Here is a 22,562-nt window from a genome sequence, read left to right as displayed (position 1 = left end):
AGCCGACCCGGGCCCTCCCGGGTGCGCTGCCGAACCTCCGCGTGACCCCGACCCGCCCCAGCCGCCGGGGTCACCGTCTGCTGGGACCTGGGGCGCGGCCGTACCCACTCCTGGCAGGACATCGGGTGGGTCGACATGGCGCGCACCGCGGCGTGACGCGGAGACGGCCGACGGCCGGCCGCGCGATCACGCCGACCGCTCCGAAGTGCCGATGCCGGGAATCCCGGGTCCGTCTTTGGGGCGGCGCGCGTGCCGGGTGCGGTCACGCAGGCGTCCGGCTGTACCCGGCTGTTCCTGGCTGTACCCGGTTCCTGGCCGTTCCCGGCTGTACCCGGCTGTACCGGTACCCGGCCGTTCCCGGCCGCATCTGGCCGTACCTGGCCTGTCAGTGCTGTTGGGTGGCGATGACGACGAAGCCCGCCACCGCGATGACGATTCCGGCGAGGACTCCGATGACGGTGGGGGAGAGGCGGTCCCGCAGTTTCCGTGCGGGCTGGATCCGCGTGTCCTGGTGGGTGCTGTGCTCCCACCAGTTGAGGACCCGTTGGACGTCCGCGTCGAAGTCGGGCCTCGGGTAGGTGGCGCTGTCTTGGAGGCCGGGCAGTGAGCGCCGTCGGCCGTCGGCGAGGAATATCCGGGCCGCGCGCGAGTTTCCGTACTGGCGGCTTTTGGTCTCGCGGACGTCGACCCAGCTGATGTCCTGCCAGGAGTGGGTGCGGCCGCGCCCCAGGCCCCAGCAGACGGTGACGCCGTCGGCTCCCACCCGGCTCCAACTCCGTTGGACCATCAGGGCCAAGGGGGCGGCGACCGCGAGGGTTGCGCCCACCATCCAGTAGGTGGCCACGGCGCCGAGCCGGTAGGCGCCGAACGCGACCTGGACGACCAGCAGGGCACCGAGCATCGCGAGACGGGTGTACTTCGCGTGTCCGTACAGGTCCTTCCCTCGGAAGATCAATTCGTTCACGGCCCGCAGACTACGTCCCGATCTCCCGCCGCGTGAAGTGGCTTTCGGGGACGGCTGTGCGAAACGGGCGTCCCGGCGCTCGACGACAGGGTCCGGAGGCGTCAACAGGACCGGCGGAGGGGGGCGGTGAGGGCGAGTGCTACGGTCGGGCCATGATCATGCGGGGGGATGACGGGGCGGCGCGGCGGGTTCTTCGCTGGCACCGGCAGAGCGTGCTGCTGGGTGCCGGCTATCTGGTCGCGGCGGGGGTCGAGCTGATCGGTGTGGCCCTCTCCGGGAAGCCGTATCTGGTGGTCAGCGTGATCGTCGCGGTGATGCTGCCGGTGCTGTGCGGCGGCTATCTGACGGTGCGCAACAGCGGTGCGGCTGCTGGGATGGCCGAGGTGTCGGGTCGGCCGGTGGCGCCGGGTACCGCGTGGGGCGCGATGACGTTCGTGCTCGTGCTGCTGGCGCTGTGCGGCTCCGCGACGGTGGTGCGCCAGGTGCGCGACAACGTGGCGATGGACACCCGGACGACGGCCACCATCACGAGCTGCAACGAGTTGAGCCGGAACCCGCACTGCGGGGGCCGCTGGACGGTCGAGGGCCGTACCTATGAGGGGAACCGGCTGGCGGGGATGGTGGCGCTCGGTTCGGTGGTCGAGGTCCGCTACGCGCCGGGGGATCCGACGCGGGCGGTGCCGGCCGAGGAGTCGGTCACCCAGGTGTCCGTCGCGGGTGGCATCGTGGTCGTTTGCTGTCTGATCGGCCTGGTGCCGACGGGGTGGCGCGAATGGCGGGCCGGACGCGCGATGCTGACGGAGGCGCGTCGGCTGGCCGTGTGAGACGGCCGCACCACGGCCTGCCAGCGGGCGAGTTGCCGGCGGGGGCGGCTCCCGCGGCCGCGCGGGTGCTCTCCGGCGTCCTGTGCTGGGGCCGGTGGTGCGCCTCGGTCGTACTCCCGCAGGATTTCGACGTTCTGCCTGATCGGAAGGCTGCACGGCGAGTGCGGCGCTTCGGTGCCCGTCAGGGGCGGTTTTCCCGGGGCCGCCCCTCGAGCGCGTGTGGCCGGTATGGGCAGTGACAGTGGCGGGCGTGCCCGGTCGGTGTGCTGGTCCGTGCGAGCGTCCACCGCCGGTCGACCCAGCCGTGAACCGGCGGGCCGCTGTCCGGCTCCCGTTCCAGCGTCGAGGCCGGCGCGTCGCTGAGCCTCGGCCATTCCGGTGATCCCTTTGAGGGGACCCGGGCTTCGCCGCGCCCGCACCACTGCCGGCGCTGGCGTTCCACGGACCAGGCACACAGGGCCGGGCCTGCCCGGACGAGGATCGGCCGTCTTTCGGGGCCCGGGCTCACCGGTCCGTGGGCTGAGCCTCGGGGCGGGCACGGGCCCGGGCCGGGTTCCGGACACCGGTGGGCCCGGGCCCACCGGTGTCCGGGGGGGGACGGGTTCACCGCGTGATGGCCGGCATCCCGCCCGCCCTGACCCGGTTCCTGCCGCCGACGCCCGGGTGGTTGGAGCCGGGCCTGTACGGCAGGCGCCCCGCGCCCGCCGGCCGCGGCCAGGGCTGGGCTGTCCGGTGTTCGGCTCCCCGCCGGTGCGCGGCTCGATGGGGCTGCGCTGGTCCGGCCATGACGGCATCCGTACCCTCCGCCCCGGTGCCGGCCTGGCCCGTGGCCGGGTGCAGAATGACGTCGGCGGGCCCTCCTGCACGAACTGCACGCCGCTGGCGCGCTGCTGGTCGAGTCGGACGGCGGCGACGACACCGTGCTGCGCGTGGTCGTCGGCAGGCCCGCGAAGCCCGGCGACCCATGGCTGTTCGGCGGTGACGCCGCCGGCGATCTGGTGCCCCGGACCTGCGTCCCCGGTGACCCACAGGTCCTCGGCGCGGAGAAGTTCGGCGCACTGGGGTACCTGCGGTCCCACCTCTCGTCGGGCACGGTCGGCACTGCGGAGGAGTACGCGGCGTTCGAGGGTGTTGGATCGGTCGAGCGTGCCCGGGGGCTTTTCGACGCGGTCGCGGACCTGGTCGGCGTCCGTGGCTGCCCGGCTTGCCCGGCCGCGCACCTGTGCACTCGCGATCCGGACGCCGACCAGGTGGCGTGAGGACTCGCCGGGCCCGGGCCCACCGGTGTCCGGCGGGGAGACGGCTGCGCCACGCGATGGCCGACACCACCCGCCCCGGCCCCTGACCTCGCCGCCGCGACCGAGTCGCTGGAGCCGGGCCTGTACGGCAGCCGCCCCGCGTCCGCCGACCGCGACCCGGGCTTGTCCGGTCCTCGACTCCCCGCTGGTACGCGGCTCGATGGGGCTGCGCTGGTCCGGCCACGACGGCATCCGCGCCCTCCACCACGGTGGCGGCCTGGCCCGCGGTCGGGGGGAAGGGCGTCGACGGGCCTCGGCGGTTGGGCCTGCCCGCCCGGGGGCGGCCCGCTGACGAGACGACAGCGGCTTTGGGATGGTGGAGGTGTGGCGTGAGTGGTTCAGGGGCTCGGTCCAGAACCCAACGCCATGCTGCCTCGCGAGGAGATGGCCGCGGTGGGGTGATCGAACGGGCAGTGAGTCCCCGACTCGTAGAGGTCCGGGGTGAAGCTGCCAGCATCGCTGACGAACCTTCGCGGGCGGCATCACCACAACCCGACTGGATTGGAGAACTCCCGAACCATGCCTCAGCTGCACCGCTTCGACAACGACAGCAAGATCGGCGACATCTCCAACGAACAACTCCAGTTCCTCAACGACCACCTCGCGAATGACAGGGACACGGAGTTTTACGTCGACTACGACATCCTCAGATCCCTCGCCGCCAACGGGGCCGACCCGGTGCTCATCGGCATGCTGGAGAATTCCCTTGGTCACCAGTACTGGATGAAGTTCACCTGGAGCACCGACGGCACCCACCGGCCATGGATCCAGGTGGTTCCTGCCCGGCCCGGCCGCAAGGGCGGCCGGGCCTGACACGGGTCCGCGACCAGCCACCGGCGCGTGCTTCGAGGTGGGCGTTTCAGTCGCTGGCTGCGCGGCGACGCCACTTCTTGGTGGTGCCGACAAGAAGGCCGGACAGCGGCGCGAGCTCACGCCGCAGCCCGGACGGAAGCGGCAGGCTCATCCAGACCGGGCGCAGCCGGCCTTCGGCGTCGGGCCAGGCGAGGACAGTGGCCTGCCAAGCGCGGTCGGCGGCCGCGGTGATGCGCAAGTGCTCCTCGGCCGGGCGCGGGAGTGGGCGGGCTGGCGGCAGGTTGCCGGTCCCGTGCGGCTGTGCGGTCCCGTTCGGGCCGTGGTGTCGGCCCGGGGGCGGGGTGTCAGTCGAGGGCGAGGCGTCTGTTGAGGGCTTCGCCCGAGGGCAGGGAGTCGATGAAGTTGTGCAGGAACGTGAGCATCGCGTCGGTGTCCAGGCCCTGGCAGGCGGCGTCCATCGCGGCGTAGAGGGAGTCCTCGATCCCGGCGACGGCGGTGGCCAGGTGTTCGCCCTCGGGGGTGAGGCTGAGCTGGAGGTAGCGGCGGTCCGCGGCGTCGGTGCGGCGTTCGACCAGCCCGGCCGCGACGACGCGTTCGACCAGCCGGCTGGGGTTGGTGCCGTTCTCGCACACCAGGAGCTGCCCGAGCCCGTTGAGGCTCAAGGTGCCGTGCTGCTGGAGCAGGCGCAGCACCTCGGCCTGCGACGGGGTGATGCCGTGCGGTTTGAGGGCCTGGATCAGCAGTCGGTTGCCCTCGCGCTGGGCCGCCAGGATCGCGAACCGCAGGTGTTCGGCCTTACGCATCGGCGTTCCGCCGGGTGGTCGGCACGGTGGCGAGGAAGTCGTTGACCGAGGCGGCGTAGGTGGCCGGGTGGGAGAAGCGGAACATGTGGCCGGTGCGCGCCAGCACGACCTCCCGGGCGTCGGGGATGCCCGCGAGCATGACCTTGGAGGCGCTCTCGCCGATCAGCACGTCGTGGAAGGGGGTCAGGATCAGGGTCGGGACCTGGACCCGGCCCAGCGCGTCGACGTAGTCGGCGGTGAGGACGGCCCGCAGGCGGGCGCCGAAGGAGGCGGCGGGGGTGTTGGCGAGGAACAGTTCGCGGCTGCGCGCCCTGGTCCAGGGCACCTGGCCCTCGCCGTCGAACGGGGAGGTGAGGCGGTGGGCGTGGGCGCGCAGCGTCAGCTGCCGGTAGAGCGGCCCGCGGGCGCTGCCGATCGCCTGCATCAGGGCCTTCCACGGCTTCGAGTCGACCGGGTTGGCCGCGAAGCCGCCGGACACGACGAGGGCGCGCAGGCCGGGCGGGCGGCGGGTCGCCAGTGCGAGGGCGATGTTCGCGCCGAAGGAGTCGCCGACCAGCACGTAGTCGTCCAGGTCCGCGATCGTGCTCTCGACGTGGTCTGCGTAGCGCTCGATGTCGTCGACGCCCTCGGGTAGGCGCAGCGTCCGTTTGGGTGCCTCGCCGTAGAGGGCCAGTTGCTCGGCGCCCCACGGGGCGCCGGAGAAGCAAGGGATGAAGACGAGGGTCGGATTCTTCTCTGAAGTGCTCATATCGGACACATTACATGACACGTGTGTCGTGACACATGTGATCCGGGTCTCATTTCTGGCCTGTATTCCCTGGACTCGCCCGGCCTCGGGCAGCGGTGCGAGCCGCCCCGGCGCTCGGAAGGCGGTCAGCAGGCCGCGGGCCGGTGGGAAGGCGTCGAGCCAGCGTTCTTCGGTGCCGTCGCCGCGATCACCGTCGCGGCTCGGTTGGTTGCTCGCGCGGTACTGCCCGTTCGATGGGGTCTCGGGTGTCCGGCACCGGGCCCGGCCCGTCGGCCGCATCGTTCGGTCGGCCGCGGGGGTGCCGGGGCGTGATCGTGGCGCGGACGGCGGCGCTGGGACGGTGGTCTTCTCTCGATGGAGCCGGTGGAATTGACTGTCAGTCAGTTCCAGAGGGGAGCGCCATCGGGGGAGCGTTGGGCGCGTCGGCCGTGGCCGGGGCCGGTGGGCGGCGTCGTTCGTGGCCTGGCTCGTGGTCCTGCGTTGCCGCGTGTGCCACACCGCCTGCCCGGTGGGGGCCGGTCACAGGGGCCACGGGTTCCTGTGACCGGCTGGTGGGTTCAGTTGATGTGGAGTGTGGTGATGGTGCCGTAGTTCTTGGTGATGGCCTGGTTCTTGCCGAAGGTGTGGCGGTAGAGGGAGCCGTCGCCGGGCTCGTACTCGAAGTACCCGGCGTTGTTGCCGCTGCTGAAACTCGTGACCGACCGCTGGTCGATCCAGATGTCGCCGGCGTTCGCGAAGCACCTCCTGAAACCGGTGCCGTTGTCGTTGGTGATGCCGATGGCGAAGTAGTCGCTGGCGAACAGGCATTCGGCGAAGTTGACTTCGTTGGTCGCGTGGGCGGGCACGGTGCCGACGGCCAGAGCCATCATGGCGACTCCTGCGGCCACGGCGATTCGTCGCTTCAGCATGACGCAGACTCCCTGGTGTGTGAGGTGGGGCATGCGAGTCGAACTGAAGGGACACTAACAAGAGGTGTTCAGGTCGCAACCTGGTGTAACGATTTTCGGACATCATTCCATTTCCCGGGACTTTTGCGGGACTTTGCTGAGCCGAATTCCGCACCTGTCACACGGACCTGTATGGCCGTCAGGGCCGGGCCGGTCCCCCGGCGCGGGGCGCGGGGTGCGGGGTGCGGGTCGTGTGTCGGAGGCCTGCTCTCCTGTCCGGCCACCGGAGCCGGTCCCGCTGGCACCGGATGAAAGGGAGGACCCGCCCGCACGACCACCCGCCCGGACGCTCGCACCCTGCGGTGCCCCACCGCCGTCGAACGCCTCGGCGCCGCCACGCTTCCGGCCTCGACCCGGGCGGCCCGCTGCCGCTGCGCCGGACCGCCCGAGGACACCGGCGGCGTATCGCGAGTACCTGCTCGACGCCGCCGCCGTCGCCGGCGCTGGCCTCGTCCTGGCGGAGGGCGTGGGCGAGAGGGCCGCGGGCGAGAAGCCTGACGGTTCGTTGGCCGTCGCGCCCGACACGGCCGCCGCCCGGGCCGGGCGTCCTTTGTTCGCGCCGGCCGGGTAAGCGTCCCGCGTCGATGTGATCCGCGCGGTCGAGTCGGGCGTCGACCACCGGACGCGGCCCAGTTCTACGGCTCCGGTTTCGCCGACGACGTGATCCGCGAGGCGGATGGGGGCGGCCTGCGGGGCCGAGCCACTTCGGCCGCCGGTGTTGCCCCGCTGCCGGAAGTGCCGGGCACCGGCCGGGGCGGCGCCGTCCCGGGCGTGCGGGCGGGAGCGCCTGCACGGCCTGCTTCTCCGGGAAGGCGGGGGCGGGCCGTCGCGTGTACGGGCCCGCTCGCCGCGCTGCGCCCGCGCGCGCGGACCGTGGGCGATCGCCTGGTGCGCGCGGGTTGTGTGGCTTGCCTGCCCGCGGACCGTCAGTGCCCTCTGACGTGCGAGGATCCCCGTATGTTGACCGTGGGGCAGGGGTGGCTGGACGGGACCGGCCCGGGGCTGTTCGTGCTGTGTCCCGAGGTGGCCGCCGGGGGGGTGGACGGGTTGCGACGAGGGCTTGTTGGAGGCGGCCGCGGACTACGCGGCCGCCTGCCCGGTGCCCGGGCATGGGGACGTGCTGGTGTTGGGCGGGGAGCCGCTGCTGGTCGGGTGGCTGGCCGAGGAGTGGGTGTTTGTCAGGCCGCTCCACTTCGACTGCGCGCACGACGTCAGGCCGCTGGTGCGCGAGGCGCTGCGGTCGGGGGTGTGGGAGGACGGGCCGTTCCTTGACCTGACCGCCGGGCGGTACCTGCTCACGGACGTCTTCGACGACGGCCAGGCCGTCCTCGAACGCGGCGGGTACCTGACCGTCGAGCTCCCGCCCGGGCGCTACCTGGTCCAGTCGCTGAAGGCCGAGCCCGACAGGCGGGCGCGGTTCCATCTGGAGCGCCTGCTGCTACGGTGAGCGGCCGCCCGGGGCCCTGTGCGGAGACGTGAGGCCCTGGAGTCCGGGGCCGGTGCCGGCGCCGGGGCGGTGCCGCTCGCGGCCGGCCGGGCGGTCGTCACCCCTCTGGAGGCGGAACCCGGCCTCCACCGCACGCCGCACGAGCTGATGGCCCGCGACCCGGTCCGCGCCGGCCCCGGCCGCGGTGTCCGGTTCGCGTCGCTGTCGCGGATCGCCGAACCGCGGAGCCGGGACAGGTTCGACTGGGCCCGCGCGGTCGCCGAGGGCGTCGGTGGGTTGGACCGTCGGCCCGCCCGGCATCGTGCTGCCGGGCTCGGCGCCGGGCGTCGGCGCCACGGTCGGGCCCGCCTCGCTGGTGATGCTCGGTGGGAGGGTGCCGGCCGTGTTGCCGGCTGGGTGACCCGATCGCCGCTTGGCCGACGGCCACCGCCGCGGCTGTGGCCGTGGCGGAACGGGCGCAGGCGCCGCGCCGGGCCGGGCCGACGGCCGTGGCGGAAGCGGAGTGCGTCAAGGTGCGGTGGTCGTCACGGACGGCACGCCGCGCCGGGTGTCGGCCGGGGTACGTGTTCCCCGTGTACGGCGGCCGACGGCGTTGCGCAGCGGTCGCGGGTGGCCGGACCCCGGGCGGGGGTGTCGGGCGGGGGCGTCAGGGCGTCGGGTTCTGCGTGCCCTCGACGTCGGCGAGCAGTTTGCGCAGGAGCCCGTCCAGGGTGGCCTGTTCCTCGTTCGAGAGGGCGGAGAGCAGCGCGGTCTCGTTGGCCGCGTGGTCGGTGAAGGCGGCGTCCACGAGGGCGCGTCCGGTGGCGGTGAGGGCGATGCGGACGCTGCGCCGGTCGGCCGGGTCGGTGCGGCGTTCCACCAGGCCCGCCGATTCCAGCCGGTCGATCCGGCTGGTCATGCCGGCCCGTGACATCAGCAGGAGTGCGGCGAGTTCGGAGGGCATCAGTTCGTACGGCGCTCCGGAGCGGCGCAGGGTGGCGAGAACGTCGAACTCGCCGCGCTGGAGGCCGTGTTGCTTGAACACCTCTTCGATGACCCGGCCCGCGAGCAGCGCGAGGCGGCCGAGGCGGCCGACGGTGCCGACCGCCGCCAGGTCGAGGTCCGGGTGCTCCCGGCTCCACTGGTCGAGCATGACGTCCACGTGATCCATGGGGGCAATATTATTCGATGGGAGATAGTTAGACGTAGTACTATCAGCCAGGGAACTATCGGAGTGCTCGCTGTAGGGGAGAGGCCAATGACGCTGATCGGACCGGAAGCCGTGGTGGTACGGGGCGACGAAGCCGAGACCGTCGAAATGCTCGGCGGCAAGGGGCGGCTGCTGGCGGACTCCAGCGCCACCGGCGGCGCCCTGAGCACCCTGCGCGTCACGCTGGGGCGCGGCAAGGACGGCGCCACTCCGCACTACCACGGGGGCTCCTCGGAGCTGTTCTTCGTCGTCGACGGCTCGGCCCAGGTGCTGGTCGGGAACGAGGTGGTCACCGCCCGCAGCGGCGACCTCGTGGTGGTGCCGCCCCATCTGCCGCACGCCTTCGCGGCGGCGCCGGACTCCGGAGCGGACCTGCTGATCGTGATCACCCCCGGGGTGGAGCGCTTCGACTACTTCCGCCTGCTGGAACGGATCCGCGCGGGCGAGGCGACGGCCGAGGAACTGCTCGCCAAGCAGGACCTCTTCGACAACCACTTCCTGGAGTCGCCGAGTTGGCGCGACGCCCGGGAGGAAGCCGCCCGGTCCGAGCCGTAGGCCGCCCGGCACCGAGTCCGGCCCGCCAACCATTCTCAGGGAACCCCGTGACCGACACCCGCACCATCACCAACCCGCCCGGCCTGCACGACCCGACGCCGTTCGGCTACAGCCACGCCGCCTCCGCGCCCGGCGAACCGGTGTTCATCGGCGGCCAGTACGCCTCCGACGCCGGCGGTCAGGTCGTGCCCGGCGACTTCGCCGCCCAGGTGGAGCTCGCCCTCGCCAACCTGCGCACCGCGCTCGCCGGGGTCGGCCTCGGCTTCGAGCACGTGGTCCGGCTCGGCTCGTACGTCGTCGACCACGACCCGCAGAAGCTGGCCGTCCTCGGCAAGACCCTGGCCGGGGCCTGGGGCGACCGGCTGCCCGCGCAGACGCTCAGCGGGGTCGCCTCGCTCGCCCTGCCGGGGATGCTCTTCGAGATCGACGCGGTAGCCGTCCGGCCGACGGCGGCGGCGGGCTGACCCACCCGCGCGCAGGGGTCCCACCGGCCGGTGGGACCCCTCGCCGTACTATCGCCGTTCGATCCGGCGCGGACCGCCCACACGGCCCGGGCCGCCGCGCACAGCCGTCGTCCCACGGCGCCGGGGCCGTCGCCGAGGAACGGCACCCGCAGGAACGGGCCCTCGCCGGCGGCGGCCGCGTCGAGGATCCGGAGCAGGGCCGTCGGCTCGCGGACCGGCTCGTCGACGAGGACGGCCTCGGCCCCGCTCACCAGGATCGGCAGCCCGGCCGGGTCCGGCCGCCGGGACGGGTGGCGGGTGCCGGTGAGGCGTTCCTCGAAGGCGTCCCAGTGGTGACCGAAGCAGGCCGGGAACGACAGGGCTCTGGCCCCTCTCGTGGAACAACTCGTCTCTGGTCCGGCGGAGTTCGCCGCGCACCCGGTGGGGGCGGACGCCGTCGCCCACAGACGCACGCCGACTGCTGCACGACGACTCCCAGGCCGCCGCAGACCGGGTTGACGAGGATCCCGGATGCTTCCGCGGCCTGCTGGTCAACCGGCGCGGCGGCATGCTGCCGCAGCGGATCCGCCAGGCCGAGCAGGACGCCCCCGCACCGGTCCGCTCGTTCGCCGGCTTCCTGCGCCAGGACCTCGACGCCGTGACCGCCGGCCTCGCCATCTCCCTGCGCTTCCTCCACACGGCCACCGGACGCAACCCGCCCGAGCCCCTGAACCAACCCCGTCCTGACTGTTCCGCGGCGGCCGCGCGGCCTGTCCCGGCATGCTTTCTCCCCTGGGACCGGGGGGCTTGTCCGCTGGTCTGGTCTGCCATCGGTGACCGCCCTGGCTGTTCTGACCCGTGTCCCGGCCCGGTGCGGTCGTAGGACGGTTGTGTGCGGGCGGATCGCCTCCTGACCACCCGTCCCCGGGCCACCGGCACCAGCGGCCATCAGCCCCGCCGACACCGCCGGCACCGCTGGACCGGAAATTCTTCGGCACGCCCCCGCCCGGGTAACCCCCTGAAGCCATCCGTGACAGGAAGATCTCCCGTTTCGCACGCCGCGCCATCGGGACCGCCCGGTGCCACGTGGCCTGCCCGGCCGCGCCCCACCCGACTCTTGTTCCCGCAGCCCTCCCGCCGTCCCCGGCCGCGCCCCCGTCGTTGTGGCAGGCGCCGACCGTCCCGTCCTGCTACGCCCCGGGGACGACGTCGTCCCGATCGCTGCTCTCTCCGGCGCCGCCGCCCGTGGCCTGTTGTCGGGGTTCACCTGTCGGTCGTCGTCACCGCCCCGCCTCGGGGGTGGGGAGAGCCTGTTCGCCGCCCCGGTCTGCCGTCGGTGACCGCCCGCGCCAGCCGCCCCCTCCGGCCAGGCCCCCGATCGGGCCCGCCCCCGGCCTGGCTGTCGCACTGCTGGCCCCGGCCGGACGAGGCAAGGGGGCTGCCCGGGGCCCGAGCTGTCCGGGCCTGCTGTGCCCCGCGTGGTCGTCGTGCCCGTATGGCCAGGACGACGCCGAGCCCGGTGTCCCTGGTCGGCGTTGTTCCCGCAGCCCTTCCATGGTTTCCGGCCGTGCCCCTTGCCCTGTTCTGCTGCGCCTCGGGGGTGATGTCGTCTCGGTCGCTGCTCTCTTCGGCGTCGGTGTCGCTTGTCGTCTGTTGTCCGGGTCCTGTTGTCGGCGCTTTCGCTGTCCCGCTGCCCTGCCCGCTGCCCTGCCCGCTGCCCTGCGCCCCCGCCACTGCCCTGCCGCCTCGCCTCGCCGCCTCGTCTCCTCGCGGGCCGGGTTGACGGTCCGTCGGCGGCTGGTCGGGTTGATGGCCCGTCGCCGTGGGTTGTCGGGTCGTCGGGTTGCTGGTGCGGTCAGGGGCTTGGGGAAGCGGGGTCCCGCCGGGGTGGGGTGCTGGGACGGCCTTGGGGCGCGGTGTCGGTGAGGTGGCGGTGGGCGGCGTGGAGGTGTTCAGCGGCCTGGCGCAGGTGGTCGCAGGCCATGGAGGGAGAGAGCGCGTTGTAGGGGCGGAGCCATCGTTCGGCGGCCTGTACGCGGGCGAGGGCGGCGGTCAGGGCCTGGTGGGCCGGCCGCATCGAGGGGATCTCGGCGACTTCGTCCACGGTCCGGGCGAGCAGGACGGCGAGGTCCTCGGTGTCGGGCCACGCGCCGTCGGTGAAGTCGTGGCCCCACCAGGCCAGTCGGGCCGCGCATATCCCGACCCAGGCCTCCAGCCGGTCTTCCCAGGACGGCGGCCTGGCGGGCGGGGACGGGGGCGGGTTCGCAATGATCGGCACCCGAACATGATCTGCCCACGGGCCACGGTCGCGTGGCCGTTTCACCGGAACCTGTTGACGACCTGTTGCACAACCCCGACCCGGCGGCCGCCCACCCCGGCCGCGGGACGGCCGGGGACTGCTTCCCGGGTGCAGGGGGCGGGGGACGGCCGGCGAGCGCTTCCCGGCAGCCGCCCCGTCCGGGCCGCACAACGGATCAGGGCGAGGCGGTCTCTCCCGTGAGGTCACAGATACGCCCGGCGGGCGGCACAAGCACCCCCCGCACAGGTACACCCGTCCTGGATCCGTACGGGAGTTCTCCGGCCCTCGGCGTAACTCACCTGACAGGCAAGGGCATCCGGTGCATAAGATCTCCTGTCGACCCACCCGCCCCTGCGGACGCACCGCACCGCACCGCACCGCACCGCACCGCAACCGCGGCGCGCCCGCACTGCACCCGCACTGCACCCGCACCACACCGATCGGCGCGGAACGGGCCGACGACAAGGCCTGGACCAGACCGTGACGGAGACGCCGGATGGAGACACCGTGACTTCCGCAAGCCCGCAACAACACCGCCTGACGCAGGTACCCGAATCCCTTCGGACCTTCGGCCGCTGGCAACACGAGGGCGAAGCGGGCCACCGCTGGCTGACGGCCCTGCCGGACACCGTCACCCGATGGTGCGACCACTGGAACCTGAAACCCGACGGACCACCCATGCACGGCTACAACAGCCTCGTCGTGCCGGTCCTCCGGGGCACCGAGCCACTGGCACTGAAAGTCACATGGCCCGACCAGCAGATGCAGGAACAGGTACTCGCCCTACGCCTGTGGAACGGCCACGGCGCGGTCCGCCTGCTCGACACCGACCCCACGGCGGGCGTCATGCTCCTGCAACGCCTCGACCACACCCGTCCGCTCCGGGACGTGCCACTGCAACAGGCCGTCCCCGTGATCGGGACACTGCTACGGCACCTGGCCATCGAGCCACCCCACGGCCTGCGCACGACCGCAGACATCGCCGCGGGCCACCGACGGGAACTCCCCGCCCAGTGGGAGGAACTCGGCCGCCCGGTACCCCGACACACACTCGACCGCGCACTGGACCTGGCCGAGGAACTCTCCCACGACGACTACACCGTCCTGGTCAACAACGACCTCCACTACGACCAGGTCCTACGCACCCCCGACGGACACTGGTCCGTCGTCGACCCGCTGATCGTCCGCGGCGTCCTCGAATACCAGGTCGCACCCCTGCTGTGGAGCCGCTTCGACGAACTCGGCCCCTCCCGCGTCCAATGGGCCATCGACGCCCTGACCGACGCCGCAGACCTCGACCCCGACCGCGCCCGCAAATGGGCACTACTGCGAGCCGTCGAGTACTGGATATGGGGCCTACGCGCCGGCTTCACCGAAGACCCGGCACGCTGCGCCCGCATCGTGGAAGCACTCACCTGACCCCCGCCCCGCCCCGCCCCGCCGTGCGGAACAACCGGCGCCGGCCCGACCGGTCACCGTCGATCCCGCAGGCCTGCCGGACGGGCCCGCAGGAACCCGGGCGCAGTGGTTTGCGCAGACGGATCGGGGTGAGAAGAGGACCGGTGGTCGGGAACGCGGTCCGGATGGTGGATATCCCCCTCTTCACCGTCCGGACCCGTGCCACGGGGGTCCAGAGCCCGGCCACCGTGGCGGTCACACACCGGTGGCCGGGCGCCCCATGGCCGGCGTCAGGGCCGCCGGCCGCCCCAGCGTCAGTCGAGTCCGAGTCCGAGTCCGAGTCCGAGTCCGAGTCCGAGCGCGGTGCCGTGGGGACGCATGGGCCGGCGACGGCACCTCCGCCCTGGCCGACAGGCGGGCGGGCAGGACGCTCAGCCGCTCGCCGACGCTCCGAAGCCGGTCCAACGGTGGCGACCGTATCGGGGGTCCACTTCGGGCGCCACCGGCCGGGAGTTGAACTCAGGCCAGACCGGGTTCGGGACGCGGCCTGTGGCGTACTGCCGAGTGGTGTCACCCGCTCCCGGTCGAGGACGCGGGACCGAACCTGCTCAGCCGAAACCGACCTCGGTGAAGCAGCAGCCTCCGCGCTCGGCTGCGGACAGGGCCTGGACCGACGTGAGGCGCGGGGTGTCGCGGAAGTACTGACAAAAGCCCGACGCGCGGAACCTCAGGTCGAACGAGTGGCCTTCGACGTGCCAGTGCGGCCAGTCCTGCCTGCCGTCGTCCGGCGCCAGCCGGTGCACCGAGACGCTCTGCTGGCCGCGGACCCGCACACGCTTGCCGCACCCCGGCGGGGGCCGGCTCGCCCTGCTGCCCGCCGCCCGTCGGATCGGGGGACGGTGCAGCGAGGCCAAGGACAGTGAAAGCGGCGCCGAGGCCGGGCCGGGAACCCCGGGGCGGTCGGGCAACTGCCCCGGGGGCACGCGCTGTGTTCCCGTCCCGGGCAGGGGCCTGGTCCACCCGCCCCGCCGGGCTCGACGGGTAGGGGGTCCGTCCTGCCGCCGCCCCGGGGCCGCGTCATCCGGCCGGCGGGCGTGCGGTCGCGGGGCGGCTGTACGCGGTGTCACCGTGACGGTGAGCCCCGGCCGGCGCTTCGCCGGTACACACAGGGCCGCCGCTGGAGGCGTGTATGGAGATCAGGCTCGTGGACGAGCACTTCATGAAGGCCCGATGGGACGACATCGAGACGACCCTGCGCCGCACGTTCCGGGACTCGTCGTTCAACGACAGCGGGTACACGGTCGACAACCCCGTGGACTTCACGCGCTCCGCGGTCCACGGCGGACTCGGCCCCGGCATCAAACACCTGGTGGCACTGGACGACTCCGGGCACCTCATGGGCGGCTTCTTCTGCATCCCGACGGAACGCGGAGAAGGCCAGGAGGCCACCGACATCGGCTGGTTCTTCTCGGTCCCGGAACTCGACCGCGACCACCGGCGGGCGATGGTCGACGCCTTCGTGGAACGCATGTTCCAGACGCTGCGTGAAGCGGGGTTCAAACGGATCGAGACGAACATGGGAACCCCGGCAGGCGCGAAGGCGCTCGGCCAGCGCTACGGCTTCGTCCACGCGCCCACCGCGGAGCACGCCAACCGCTGGCTCCGGGAACTGTAGCCCCGTTCCAGCCCCGAACCGCGTCTGCGCCCCGGCCGGCCACGAGACCACCGTCGAGGCCATGAAGCCCGGCGGCGCAACCGGAGCGCACGCTCCGCCCCGAGCTGCCCCGAGCCGGCCGTCCCTTCGCCGTGCACGGCGTGGTCGATCTCGGGCGGCATCGCCATCACGGGCTCCTCGAAAAGTCGGTGCCCGCCGCCCCGGTGGCGGCGAGCACCGTACGAAAGCCCGCGGTTCTCACCACTTTTCTCCCCAACACCGGCCCGTACGGTCACGGTCCGACAACGGGTGCGCTAACCAGCACGACAACCGGTGGCGAGAACCGGTGACCGCTCCTCCCGCCCGCTGCGCCCGGATTCCTGGTAAAGCCACAGGTCAGATGCCATGGTGAGTGGCCGGCAAGGCGAAACTCGCCACCCCGACAACCCTCTCCTTCCCCTTCCTGTCCTTGGCTTTGTGGGTGGTGTTGGTTGGGTGGGGCGGTGGCAGTGAGGGTTTGCTGCGCCTGCGGCAGACCTCTTCTTCTCTCGCGTCCCGCTGGCGCCGGCCGCTCGCGGCGGGGCGGGGCGGGTTGGGGCACGATGGCCCCAGAAAGACCGCGGGGCCGCCTCCACACCGCCCGCCCGCCGCCGTCCTCCAACGCGGCAGGCAGACGGCAGAGACGACCTGGGACGCTTCTCTGCGGGCACCAGGCCCGGCCGGGTCAGCGCCAGTCGAGACCGAGCGCGGCAAGCCGATCGAGCTGCTCGCCGGCGAGCTTGGCCCGGCGGGTCTTCGTGTTGGAGATCCACACCCCGAGCTTCACCTCCACCACCCCGCCGTCGTTATCAGGGATCTCCTCGACATGGCCGCGTGACACGGTCACCGACCCGGCCCGCTCCCGGTACTGCGCGAGCGCGGCGAGGCCGCGGTCGAACCCGCTCACCTTCCCGCCGGCAGCCCTCCCACTCGCTGCACCCCTCTCCGCTGTGCCCTTCATGCCTCCGGCGGGGGCCACCAACGGCTCGACACCGAGAGCGGCCAACCGTCCCTTCTGCCCGTCCATCAGCCCCTGCCACACGATGTACTGACGCTGCCGCTCCAGCCACCGCCTTTCGACGCACGAGGAAGAGCTGGGAGTGCAGAAGTGAAGCGCGAACGCGGTACCAGACTGCTGACCGACATGATCGACCGGCTGGAGGTCGGGCAATGGCCGCTGGGCCTGGTCGACGAGGTGTACGTCTTCGGGTCCTACGCGCGTGGCGCCCTCGAACCCAAGGACATCGACGTGGTCGTCGAGCACAGCACCGACAAGCGGTGGCTCAGCGAATCCCTCCACGCCTCCTGTTGCGGCAAGGACTCCTACACGTCCATGAAGCAGGGCCTGCGGGGCAACACCCGGGGGATCTCCTTCCAGTTTCGCAGCCGCGACTCCCTCACCGCAGAGGGGTTCACACTCACCCTGCTGTGGCGTCGGGGCGAGCCGTTCGACGTCGCCAGACAGCGACTTGCGGCCCTCACGCCGGACCCTGCCGCCGGCAGCGCCCCGCGCGACCACATGCTCCCGGCGTTCGCCGGCATCGAGGACCTGTTGCCCCGGCCCGCCCGCATCGAACTCCACACCCGGTACACCGTGGGCGAGATCGCGGTCACCCCTCTGATCCTGGACGACGGCCGCCCCGGGGACCGGAGCGTCATCCGGCACATCGAGCGGCGCTGGATCGACACCAGCCCCCTGCGCAGGGCCGCACTCACGGCCGCGGCCTTCCTCGAGGGCCGGGGCAGTGACCTGTCGACCGTCACCCTTCACGGCAAGGGACTGGATCACGCGGTGGCCGAGGGGACGTGTTTTGTCGACCTGGGCTGGCACTACTTCCAGTTCATGCCCCGATACCTGGACTGCGGGCAGGCGTGGCTGGAGGTCCTCAATCCCCACCCGACGAAGACCCTGCACGCCCTGCTCGTCGAACCGGCCGACGGCTGACCTTCGCCTCGGCCGGTCCTCGTACAGCTAAGGAAGGGCTTCAGGGGACGAGCGGATTCTCCCGGCTGAGTTCGACGACGTGCAGGCGGTTGCGGAAACCGGCGGGCAGGTCGTTGTCGACGATGATGACCTGGGAGGGGCGGACCAGGGTGGCGCCCTGCCGCACCGCGGTGATGTGGTCGAGGAAGTGGGTGTAGAGGCGGCTGGTCAGCCTCTGGTCGTCGTCCCCGTAGCCGACGTTCTTACGCGGGGAGTCGATGACGAGCAGGGTCGGCAGGTCGGTGGCGCCGGTGACGAGCGCGTGGCTGGTGAACGCCATGCGGTAGGCGACGTTCAGCACGGTCCGCAGGCCGTGCCCGACGTTGGTCAGCGGCCCCCGCCGCACCCGCGGCAGATAGGTGCTGCGGTCGATCGCCGCGCCAGGATCACCCGGAAGGCCGAGGGCCTCGATGATGTTCTGGAAGAACTCCTCGATCTCCTGCACGGCGACCTGCCGACCGGACAGCATCGAACGGTGGTCCTTCAGCTGCTGCCTCACCTTGTCCCGCTCGCCGATCGCCCGGGCCAGTTCCTGACGGTAGTCCCGAAGCCGCGCGTGCGGCTCCAGGTCCGTCTCGATCGCGGCCGTGCGAGCCTTCGCCGACGCATGCGCGGCGACGAGCTGCTCCAGGCTGCCCGCGATCGGGCCGATCTGGGCGTCGAGATGGGCGTCCAGCTCGGCCTGCGCGGCGGCCAGGTCGGCCTCCTTACGGCTCAGCTCCTTGGCTGCCCGCGCGGCCTCCTGGCCGGCCGTCAGGAGTTCGGCCTCGGCCGCGCCGAGCAGCGCCTCGAACCGCGACCCGTCCCAGGGCTCCGTGCACACCCGGCAGCACCCCTCCTCGACCACCCGGTCGGTCAGGTCGCCGCCGCAGCCCGGACAGGGGCTGACCGCGCGGGGACCGGCCTGCGCGCGCTGCTGCATCGCCCGAAGCTGCCGTTCCAGCCGTTCCACCTCTGCCTGCGCCTGCGCGACCGCGGACCGACAGGATGCCGCTGCCCGCTCCTGCCTGGCGACCTTGCGCCGCAGCGGATCCTGGTCGACGGTCAGAGCCCACTGGCGGCCCTTGAACTCCTCCAGCGCGATGAGTGCCTCCCGCTCCGCCAGGCGGCTGCTCTCGAGCTCGTGCCGCAGCGCGTTCTCGTCCAGGGCCCCGGGTCGGGCCAGGAACTTCTCGACGTGCTCGACCCGCGCCTTCAAGGGACGCACCGCCTCACCCAGGAGCTTCAGCCGCGCCGTGAGGACCCTGGTGTATGGATCCGTGAGATGCAGCAGCAGCTCGACGACGGCCTTGTAGCTGGCGGCGGTGTTCGTCCCGCGAACCTGCTCCCCGCCGTCGACCATGTCCTGGCTCAGATAGCACAGCGGGTACAGGTGCTCGAACGACAGCCGGCCCGTCCCGCCCGCGATCGCGACCTCCTCCGGCGGGGCGAACAGTGGTGCCAGGCCGAGCAGCTCGACCAGCAGCTCGCCGACCGTACGCCGCCCGCTGCTCGGGTCCGGCTTCACATCGAGGATCTCGTCGACCTGCCCGGTGCGGGGGTCGACCAGCTCCACCAGGTGCGCGCGGCTGCCCAGGGCACGCCGGAGCGCGATCCGCATGCCCTCGACCCGCAGGACGACCATGACGGAGACCAGACGGTCCTTGGGGACCTGGCGCCAGTTGACGGCGTACCCGAGCGGATAGGCGAGAGCGTCGACGAGCGTCGTCTTTCCGGTGTCGATCGGCCCGAACACGCCGATCACCGGATGGTCGAGGTCGACCTTCCGGACTCCGTTGACCGATGTCAGGTCCAGCCTCTCGTAAGCGAACTCCCGTGCCATGCCGCCTCCTTTGCGTCGAATCCCGGTTCCGGTGAACGGACGCCGGCTTCCGACCGGCCGAAACGAACGGTCGGTACGTACTGTCACGGGGGCGGCCGGAATCGCCGCCGGATCAGGTGAAGCGCGCGGGCGTGACAGGTCGGTGCGCGGGCGCTCACGGATCGGTGAACACGCACGGCGTGCTCCCGAGTACGGGGCCGAGCAAGTGTTACGACGCGGACTGTCGCTGAGCCAGAACATGGGAGGGGACAATCACGGTCTCGCGCTGGCTGCGGGTGATATCCGTCCACTGTGGTAACCCGGGCAGGCATGCATTTGCAGGTACGGGCGGGGGATTCGCGAGTCCCTGGTTTCCTCCACCGATCTGTACAACGGCAGACGTCCCGCGCGAGACCTTGGCGAGTTGCTGAAGCAGGAATCCGGAAGATCAACGCACCTGCATCACGTAGCCCTGACTCGCCGGGTGTAGAAAAGCCCCCGCAGGAGGGGCTGGCCACCAGCGGGCGATGGGGTACAGGCCACCCTGGGGAGCGAGGTGCGGCGGGGCGGTCCGAAGACCTGGTCGAAGGCGAGGGCACGGTCGGATGGGACGAGGAGGTAGGGCGCGCCGGAACCTGCGGTGGTTCGCGGCCCGTGGATACCCGTGCCGAGGGCGTCGCCGGGGGTGAGGAGGTCGAGGTTGTCGAAGGCGTAGTACAGCGGCAGGCGGGTCCAGGCGACGAGCTGGAGATGGGCGGTGACGGCGGCGTTCTCGATGGCGTGCCGACTGCTGGTCCGGCTGGTCATCCGGCTCTTGCAGTCGATCATGACGACCTGTCTGTCCCGGGCCGCGATGAGGTCGGGGGTCCAGCGAAGGAAACTGTCGGTGCTGCGGAGGGCCAGGCGCACGGGCTCGCCCATGACTCCTTGGCCCCAGGGGCTGACATCCCAGCCGCGGTGGTTGAGTTCCTCGGTGACGTGTCGCTCATGGGCGTCACCGATCGCCTTCCTGTCGTGAAAGCTCGGCATGCTGGAAGTGTGGCGCGACCTGGCCCTGACGAAACGACAGCTGCTCCTGGCACGCCCGGGTTCGGCCAGGCCCGTTCGCTGTCCGTGGAGGTTCGTGGTTGTCCGTGGTTGTCCGCGTGGGTCCCAGGCTGTCTCACCGTGTCTCATCGTCGGCGGTCTGAACATGACCGGATTCAGCCCCCGTCGACGAAGGGTTCTCTGCGATCTGGACGGCGGTCCTCCATCAGCGGTGATCGCGCCTCGGACGTCGGTAGTCGGGCCGATGGGTGTGCGGGGTGTCGGATGGGAGAGCGGGGGATTGCTGGAGCAGAGCCGCTCGGGAGCATCTGCCACTTGTCGGCAAAGCGGCGCGGTCGCGGCCCGGGGTGAGTCCTCGACCTCCCACCACCGCTCGGTGTCCGCCTGCGGGTCGGGGCACCAGCGGAGCGCCGCCGCGGCCCCGGCAGCGGGGTGTGGTGTTCGGAGAACTGCTCGGCGAGATCCCCGACGGCCATCTCCCACTCGCCCGCGTCCCACGTCGACAACACGCTGGCCGCCGGCACCGCCGGGTCGAGCAGGCCCGTGAGTCGCAGGAACCCGGGGCGGTGGATCGTGAAGGGAGTCGTCGCGGCAGCTATTGCACCGAGGTCCCGCGGGCGCCGCCAGGACTTCCCGCACGACCGCGACGTCGCGACGTCGCGGTCGAGGTCCCGGCGGGCCGGTCGCCGGCACCGGGCGACCGGTTTTCGACACGCCGTCCCGGCCGAACGGCTGGCCCGTGGCGGCTACGTGCTCGCCGGCGCCACGGTCGCGGAGGCCGCCTTCACGGTCCTCAGCACCACCGACCCGCACGATCGGGCGGTCCACCTCCACCGCTGGAGCGGGTCGGCGCACCCCGCCCGGGGCGGACGACGGGTCAGGGCGGTTCGGTGAGGCGGGCGGCAACCGTCAGGAGCAGCAGCTCGCCGGTGGCGGCGGCGGCCTTGAAGTCGAGGACACCGGTGAACGGCCCGGTGACCAGCAGCAGGGTGCGGTGTGCGCGGATCGCACGCTGCCACTGGCGGCCGGCGGCGACGGGACCCTCGTACCAGGGATGCCCGCCGGGCCGGCACACGGCCAGGTGCTGCCCGTCGAGGACGGCGGACCATCCGGGGGCCGGGTCGCACCCGGGCAGGTGCGCCGTCCATCCTCCCCGGCCAGGACGGGAGAGGCGGCCACGGCGGGCACGACCAGGACGGGGCGCCGGTCGGGCAGCAGTTCCGGCCACGGCGAGCCGCACAGACCCGTACCGGTCAACTCCACACACGACCCCTTCCCCCGCCCCGGGCCGCCTCCACGGACCCGGCACGCCCCATCATCGGCCACCACCCGGGCCGACGGAGGCGAAATCCGCCGACGAACCGACCGACACCCCTGCCGGAGGACACCGCTGCCGGCCCACACGGCCCGCCCCGCCCCCTACCCTGCGGGCCGCTGCGCCGGGCCGCAGGGCGAACCGGGCACCCACCAGCCCCCGCGAACCCCGCACCGGCCCACCGCCCCTGTCGATCCCACGCCGCTACGCTGGCGGTGGTGCCCGCTGGCCCCGAGACGCACACCCCGGGCCATCACCGGCGGGCACCACCAACCCGCGCCCGGCCCCTCGGCCCGCCTTGCCACTCACCCGGGCACGTACCGTCCTGTTTCTTCCGCAACTGCTGCTCGGCGATGGCGCCCATGGGTCCGGCGGTGCCGATGTGGGCCATCACCACCTCCGCGTGCGCCCGCCGACTGCGACGTCGGTGCGGCCCGCAGTTCGGCTGCGCCAGCACCTGCGGAGGGGTCGCCCCTGTGCCACCGTGCCCGCACGGCCAGATCATCGTCCTGTCGGACACATTCGAGGCCACAGGTTCCTGGAGTGCCCGGCGAACGACGGGCTTCCGCGTACAACCGGTCTGGGCGCGTGGCACGATGGCGCCCGATCACCACGCTGAGGAGGCATCTAGTGACGTTGCGTCGTGACGAGTGGATCGTGCTCGAAGACCTCGGAGAGTAGCCGTCGGGTGCCTGGATGACGGGCACAAAGGCCGTTGGAGAAGCGGTAGCGGGCCGGCGCGGCCGTGCGGGACGTCGCCGAGCGCGGCCTGTGCGACCTCGCGCCGGACAACGTCCTGGACAAGCTCACCGCCGACGGCGCGCGGCCGGAGTGGGCCGCCCGGATCACCCCGCTCGGCCGGACCGTCCTGACTTACCGCGAACTCCAGGAGAATCCCGACCCCACAACGGAACCCGCTACGGCCCCGGAGGGGCTCAAGGTCCGCGGCACCGACATCGACATCCTGCGCTCCGCGCTCGCCTCGGCCGAGGCC

21 protein-coding genes and 2 pseudogenes are annotated in these 22,562 nt (G+C 72.3%); 10 read left to right on the top strand and 13 right to left on the bottom strand.

Features of this window, described 5'->3' with window-relative positions:
- Nucleotides 1-385 precede the first annotated feature (385 nt).
- Nucleotides 386-964 (bottom strand): hypothetical protein, encoded by a 579-nt coding sequence (locus tag OG556_RS33915; protein WP_331742848.1) that lies wholly within the window; start codon nt 962-964, stop codon nt 386-388.
- Between the two features lie 152 nt (nt 965-1,116).
- Between OG556_RS33915 and OG556_RS33910 the strand changes: the two genes are divergently transcribed.
- The 3 genes from OG556_RS33910 to OG556_RS33900 all read left to right on the top strand — a co-directional run bounded on the left by OG556_RS33910 (nt 1,117) and on the right by OG556_RS33900 (nt 3,899).
- Complete coding sequence (locus OG556_RS33910; RefSeq protein WP_371523062.1) at nt 1,117-1,788, top strand: hypothetical protein; 672 nt, start codon at nt 1,117-1,119, stop codon at nt 1,786-1,788.
- A gap of 929 nt (nt 1,789-2,717) precedes the next feature.
- Nucleotides 2,718-3,047, top strand: coding sequence for a hypothetical protein (locus OG556_RS33905; protein WP_371523061.1), 330 nt, complete (start codon nt 2,718-2,720; stop codon nt 3,045-3,047).
- 558 nt (nt 3,048-3,605) lie between these two features.
- A complete protein-coding gene (locus OG556_RS33900; protein ID WP_331742843.1) occupies nt 3,606-3,899 on the top strand; it encodes a hypothetical protein in 294 nt (97 codons plus the stop codon).
- A gap of 46 nt (nt 3,900-3,945) precedes the next feature.
- Here OG556_RS33900 and OG556_RS33895 read toward each other — a convergent pair whose 3' ends face one another.
- From OG556_RS33895 to OG556_RS33880, 4 genes are all read right to left on the bottom strand, one after another.
- Nucleotides 3,946-4,137: a hypothetical protein gene (locus tag OG556_RS33895; RefSeq protein WP_331742841.1), complete on the bottom strand. Its 192-nt coding sequence runs from the start codon at nt 4,135-4,137 to the stop codon at nt 3,946-3,948.
- Between the two features lie 106 nt (nt 4,138-4,243).
- Nucleotides 4,244-4,702: a winged helix DNA-binding protein gene (locus OG556_RS33890; RefSeq protein WP_331742839.1), complete on the bottom strand. Its 459-nt coding sequence runs from the start codon at nt 4,700-4,702 to the stop codon at nt 4,244-4,246.
- Nucleotides 4,695-5,450 (bottom strand): alpha/beta hydrolase, encoded by a 756-nt coding sequence (locus OG556_RS33885; protein WP_331742837.1) that lies wholly within the window; start codon nt 5,448-5,450, stop codon nt 4,695-4,697. The genes OG556_RS33890 and OG556_RS33885 overlap by 8 nt, the downstream gene beginning before the upstream one ends.
- A gap of 557 nt (nt 5,451-6,007) precedes the next feature.
- Nucleotides 6,008-6,358 (bottom strand): beta/gamma crystallin domain-containing protein, encoded by a 351-nt coding sequence (locus tag OG556_RS33880; RefSeq protein ID WP_331742835.1) that lies wholly within the window; start codon nt 6,356-6,358, stop codon nt 6,008-6,010.
- A 1,087-nt stretch (nt 6,359-7,445) separates the two neighbouring features.
- Between OG556_RS33880 and OG556_RS33875 the strand changes: the two are divergent.
- Nucleotides 7,446-7,844: pseudogene (locus tag OG556_RS33875) on the top strand (Imm21 family immunity protein); the annotation flags it as partial.
- A gap of 646 nt (nt 7,845-8,490) precedes the next feature.
- Here the strand turns inward: OG556_RS33875 and OG556_RS33870 are convergent.
- Complete coding sequence (locus OG556_RS33870; RefSeq protein ID WP_331742833.1) at nt 8,491-8,994, bottom strand: MarR family transcriptional regulator; 504 nt, start codon at nt 8,992-8,994, stop codon at nt 8,491-8,493.
- 87 nt (nt 8,995-9,081) lie between these two features.
- Here OG556_RS33870 and OG556_RS33865 point away from each other — a divergent pair, with 87 nt between their 5' ends.
- Both OG556_RS33865 and OG556_RS33860 read left to right on the top strand, forming a co-directional pair.
- Nucleotides 9,082-9,588: a cupin domain-containing protein gene (locus OG556_RS33865; protein WP_331742831.1), complete on the top strand. Its 507-nt coding sequence runs from the start codon at nt 9,082-9,084 to the stop codon at nt 9,586-9,588.
- A 47-nt stretch (nt 9,589-9,635) separates the two neighbouring features.
- Nucleotides 9,636-10,052: a RidA family protein gene (locus OG556_RS33860; RefSeq protein WP_331742829.1), complete on the top strand. Its 417-nt coding sequence runs from the start codon at nt 9,636-9,638 to the stop codon at nt 10,050-10,052.
- A 179-nt stretch (nt 10,053-10,231) separates the two neighbouring features.
- On the opposite strand, the pseudogene OG556_RS33855 reads toward OG556_RS33860, so the two are convergent.
- Together OG556_RS33855 and OG556_RS33850 are read right to left on the bottom strand one after the other, a co-directional pair.
- Nucleotides 10,232-10,504 (bottom strand): annotated as a pseudogene (locus tag OG556_RS33855) (barstar family protein); the annotation flags it as partial.
- Nucleotides 10,505-11,886: 1,382 nt separating this feature from the next.
- The gene (locus tag OG556_RS33850) at nt 11,887-12,309 is read right to left on the bottom strand and encodes a hypothetical protein (protein WP_331742827.1); all 423 of its coding nucleotides are present in this window, start codon (nt 12,307-12,309) and stop codon (nt 11,887-11,889) included.
- Nucleotides 12,310-12,649: 340 nt separating this feature from the next.
- Between OG556_RS33850 and OG556_RS33845 the strand changes: the two genes are divergently transcribed.
- Both OG556_RS33845 and OG556_RS33840 read left to right on the top strand, forming a co-directional pair.
- On the top strand, nt 12,650-12,814 hold the full coding sequence (locus tag OG556_RS33845; protein ID WP_331742825.1) for a hypothetical protein: 165 nt from the start codon (nt 12,650-12,652) through the stop codon (nt 12,812-12,814).
- A gap of 23 nt (nt 12,815-12,837) precedes the next feature.
- Entirely contained in the window at nt 12,838-13,749 is a 912-nt protein-coding gene (locus OG556_RS33840) for an aminoglycoside phosphotransferase family protein (protein ID WP_331742824.1), read from the top strand.
- Between the two features lie 587 nt (nt 13,750-14,336).
- On the opposite strand, the gene OG556_RS33835 is transcribed toward OG556_RS33840, so the two are convergent.
- A complete protein-coding gene (locus tag OG556_RS33835) occupies nt 14,337-14,561 on the bottom strand; it encodes a hypothetical protein (protein ID WP_331742822.1) in 225 nt (74 codons plus the stop codon).
- A gap of 356 nt (nt 14,562-14,917) precedes the next feature.
- On the opposite strand from OG556_RS33835, the gene OG556_RS33830 reads away from it, so the two are divergent.
- On the top strand, nt 14,918-15,403 hold the full coding sequence (locus OG556_RS33830; RefSeq protein ID WP_331742820.1) for a hypothetical protein: 486 nt from the start codon (nt 14,918-14,920) through the stop codon (nt 15,401-15,403).
- 703 nt (nt 15,404-16,106) lie between these two features.
- On the opposite strand, the gene OG556_RS33825 is transcribed toward OG556_RS33830, so the two are convergent.
- A complete protein-coding gene (locus tag OG556_RS33825; protein ID WP_331742818.1) occupies nt 16,107-16,328 on the bottom strand; it encodes a helicase associated domain-containing protein in 222 nt (73 codons plus the stop codon).
- Nucleotides 16,329-16,529: 201 nt separating this feature from the next.
- Here OG556_RS33825 and OG556_RS33820 point away from each other — a divergent pair, with 201 nt between their 5' ends.
- Nucleotides 16,530-17,366 (top strand): nucleotidyltransferase domain-containing protein, encoded by an 837-nt coding sequence (locus OG556_RS33820; RefSeq protein ID WP_331742816.1) that lies wholly within the window; start codon nt 16,530-16,532, stop codon nt 17,364-17,366.
- 40 nt (nt 17,367-17,406) lie between these two features.
- Here OG556_RS33820 and OG556_RS33815 read toward each other — a convergent pair whose 3' ends face one another.
- From OG556_RS33815 to OG556_RS33805, 3 genes are all read right to left on the bottom strand, one after another.
- Nucleotides 17,407-19,227 carry a hypothetical protein gene (locus OG556_RS33815; protein ID WP_331742814.1) on the bottom strand — a complete coding sequence of 607 codons (1,821 nt, stop codon included), beginning with the start codon at nt 19,225-19,227 and terminating at the stop codon, nt 17,407-17,409.
- 441 nt (nt 19,228-19,668) lie between these two features.
- Nucleotides 19,669-20,235, bottom strand: coding sequence for a hypothetical protein (locus tag OG556_RS33810; protein WP_371523060.1), 567 nt, complete (start codon nt 20,233-20,235; stop codon nt 19,669-19,671).
- Nucleotides 20,236-21,130: 895 nt separating this feature from the next.
- Nucleotides 21,131-21,328, bottom strand: a complete 198-nt coding sequence (locus OG556_RS33805) for a hypothetical protein (RefSeq protein WP_371523059.1) — start codon at nt 21,326-21,328, stop codon at nt 21,131-21,133.
- Nucleotides 21,329-22,562: the final 1,234 nt, after the last annotated feature.

Origin of the sequence: Kitasatospora sp. NBC_01300, from assembly GCF_041435235.1 — a bacterium.
Classification (GTDB): domain Bacteria; phylum Actinomycetota; class Actinomycetes; order Streptomycetales; family Streptomycetaceae; genus Kitasatospora.
This window is presented reverse-complemented; position numbering and strand designations above follow the sequence as displayed.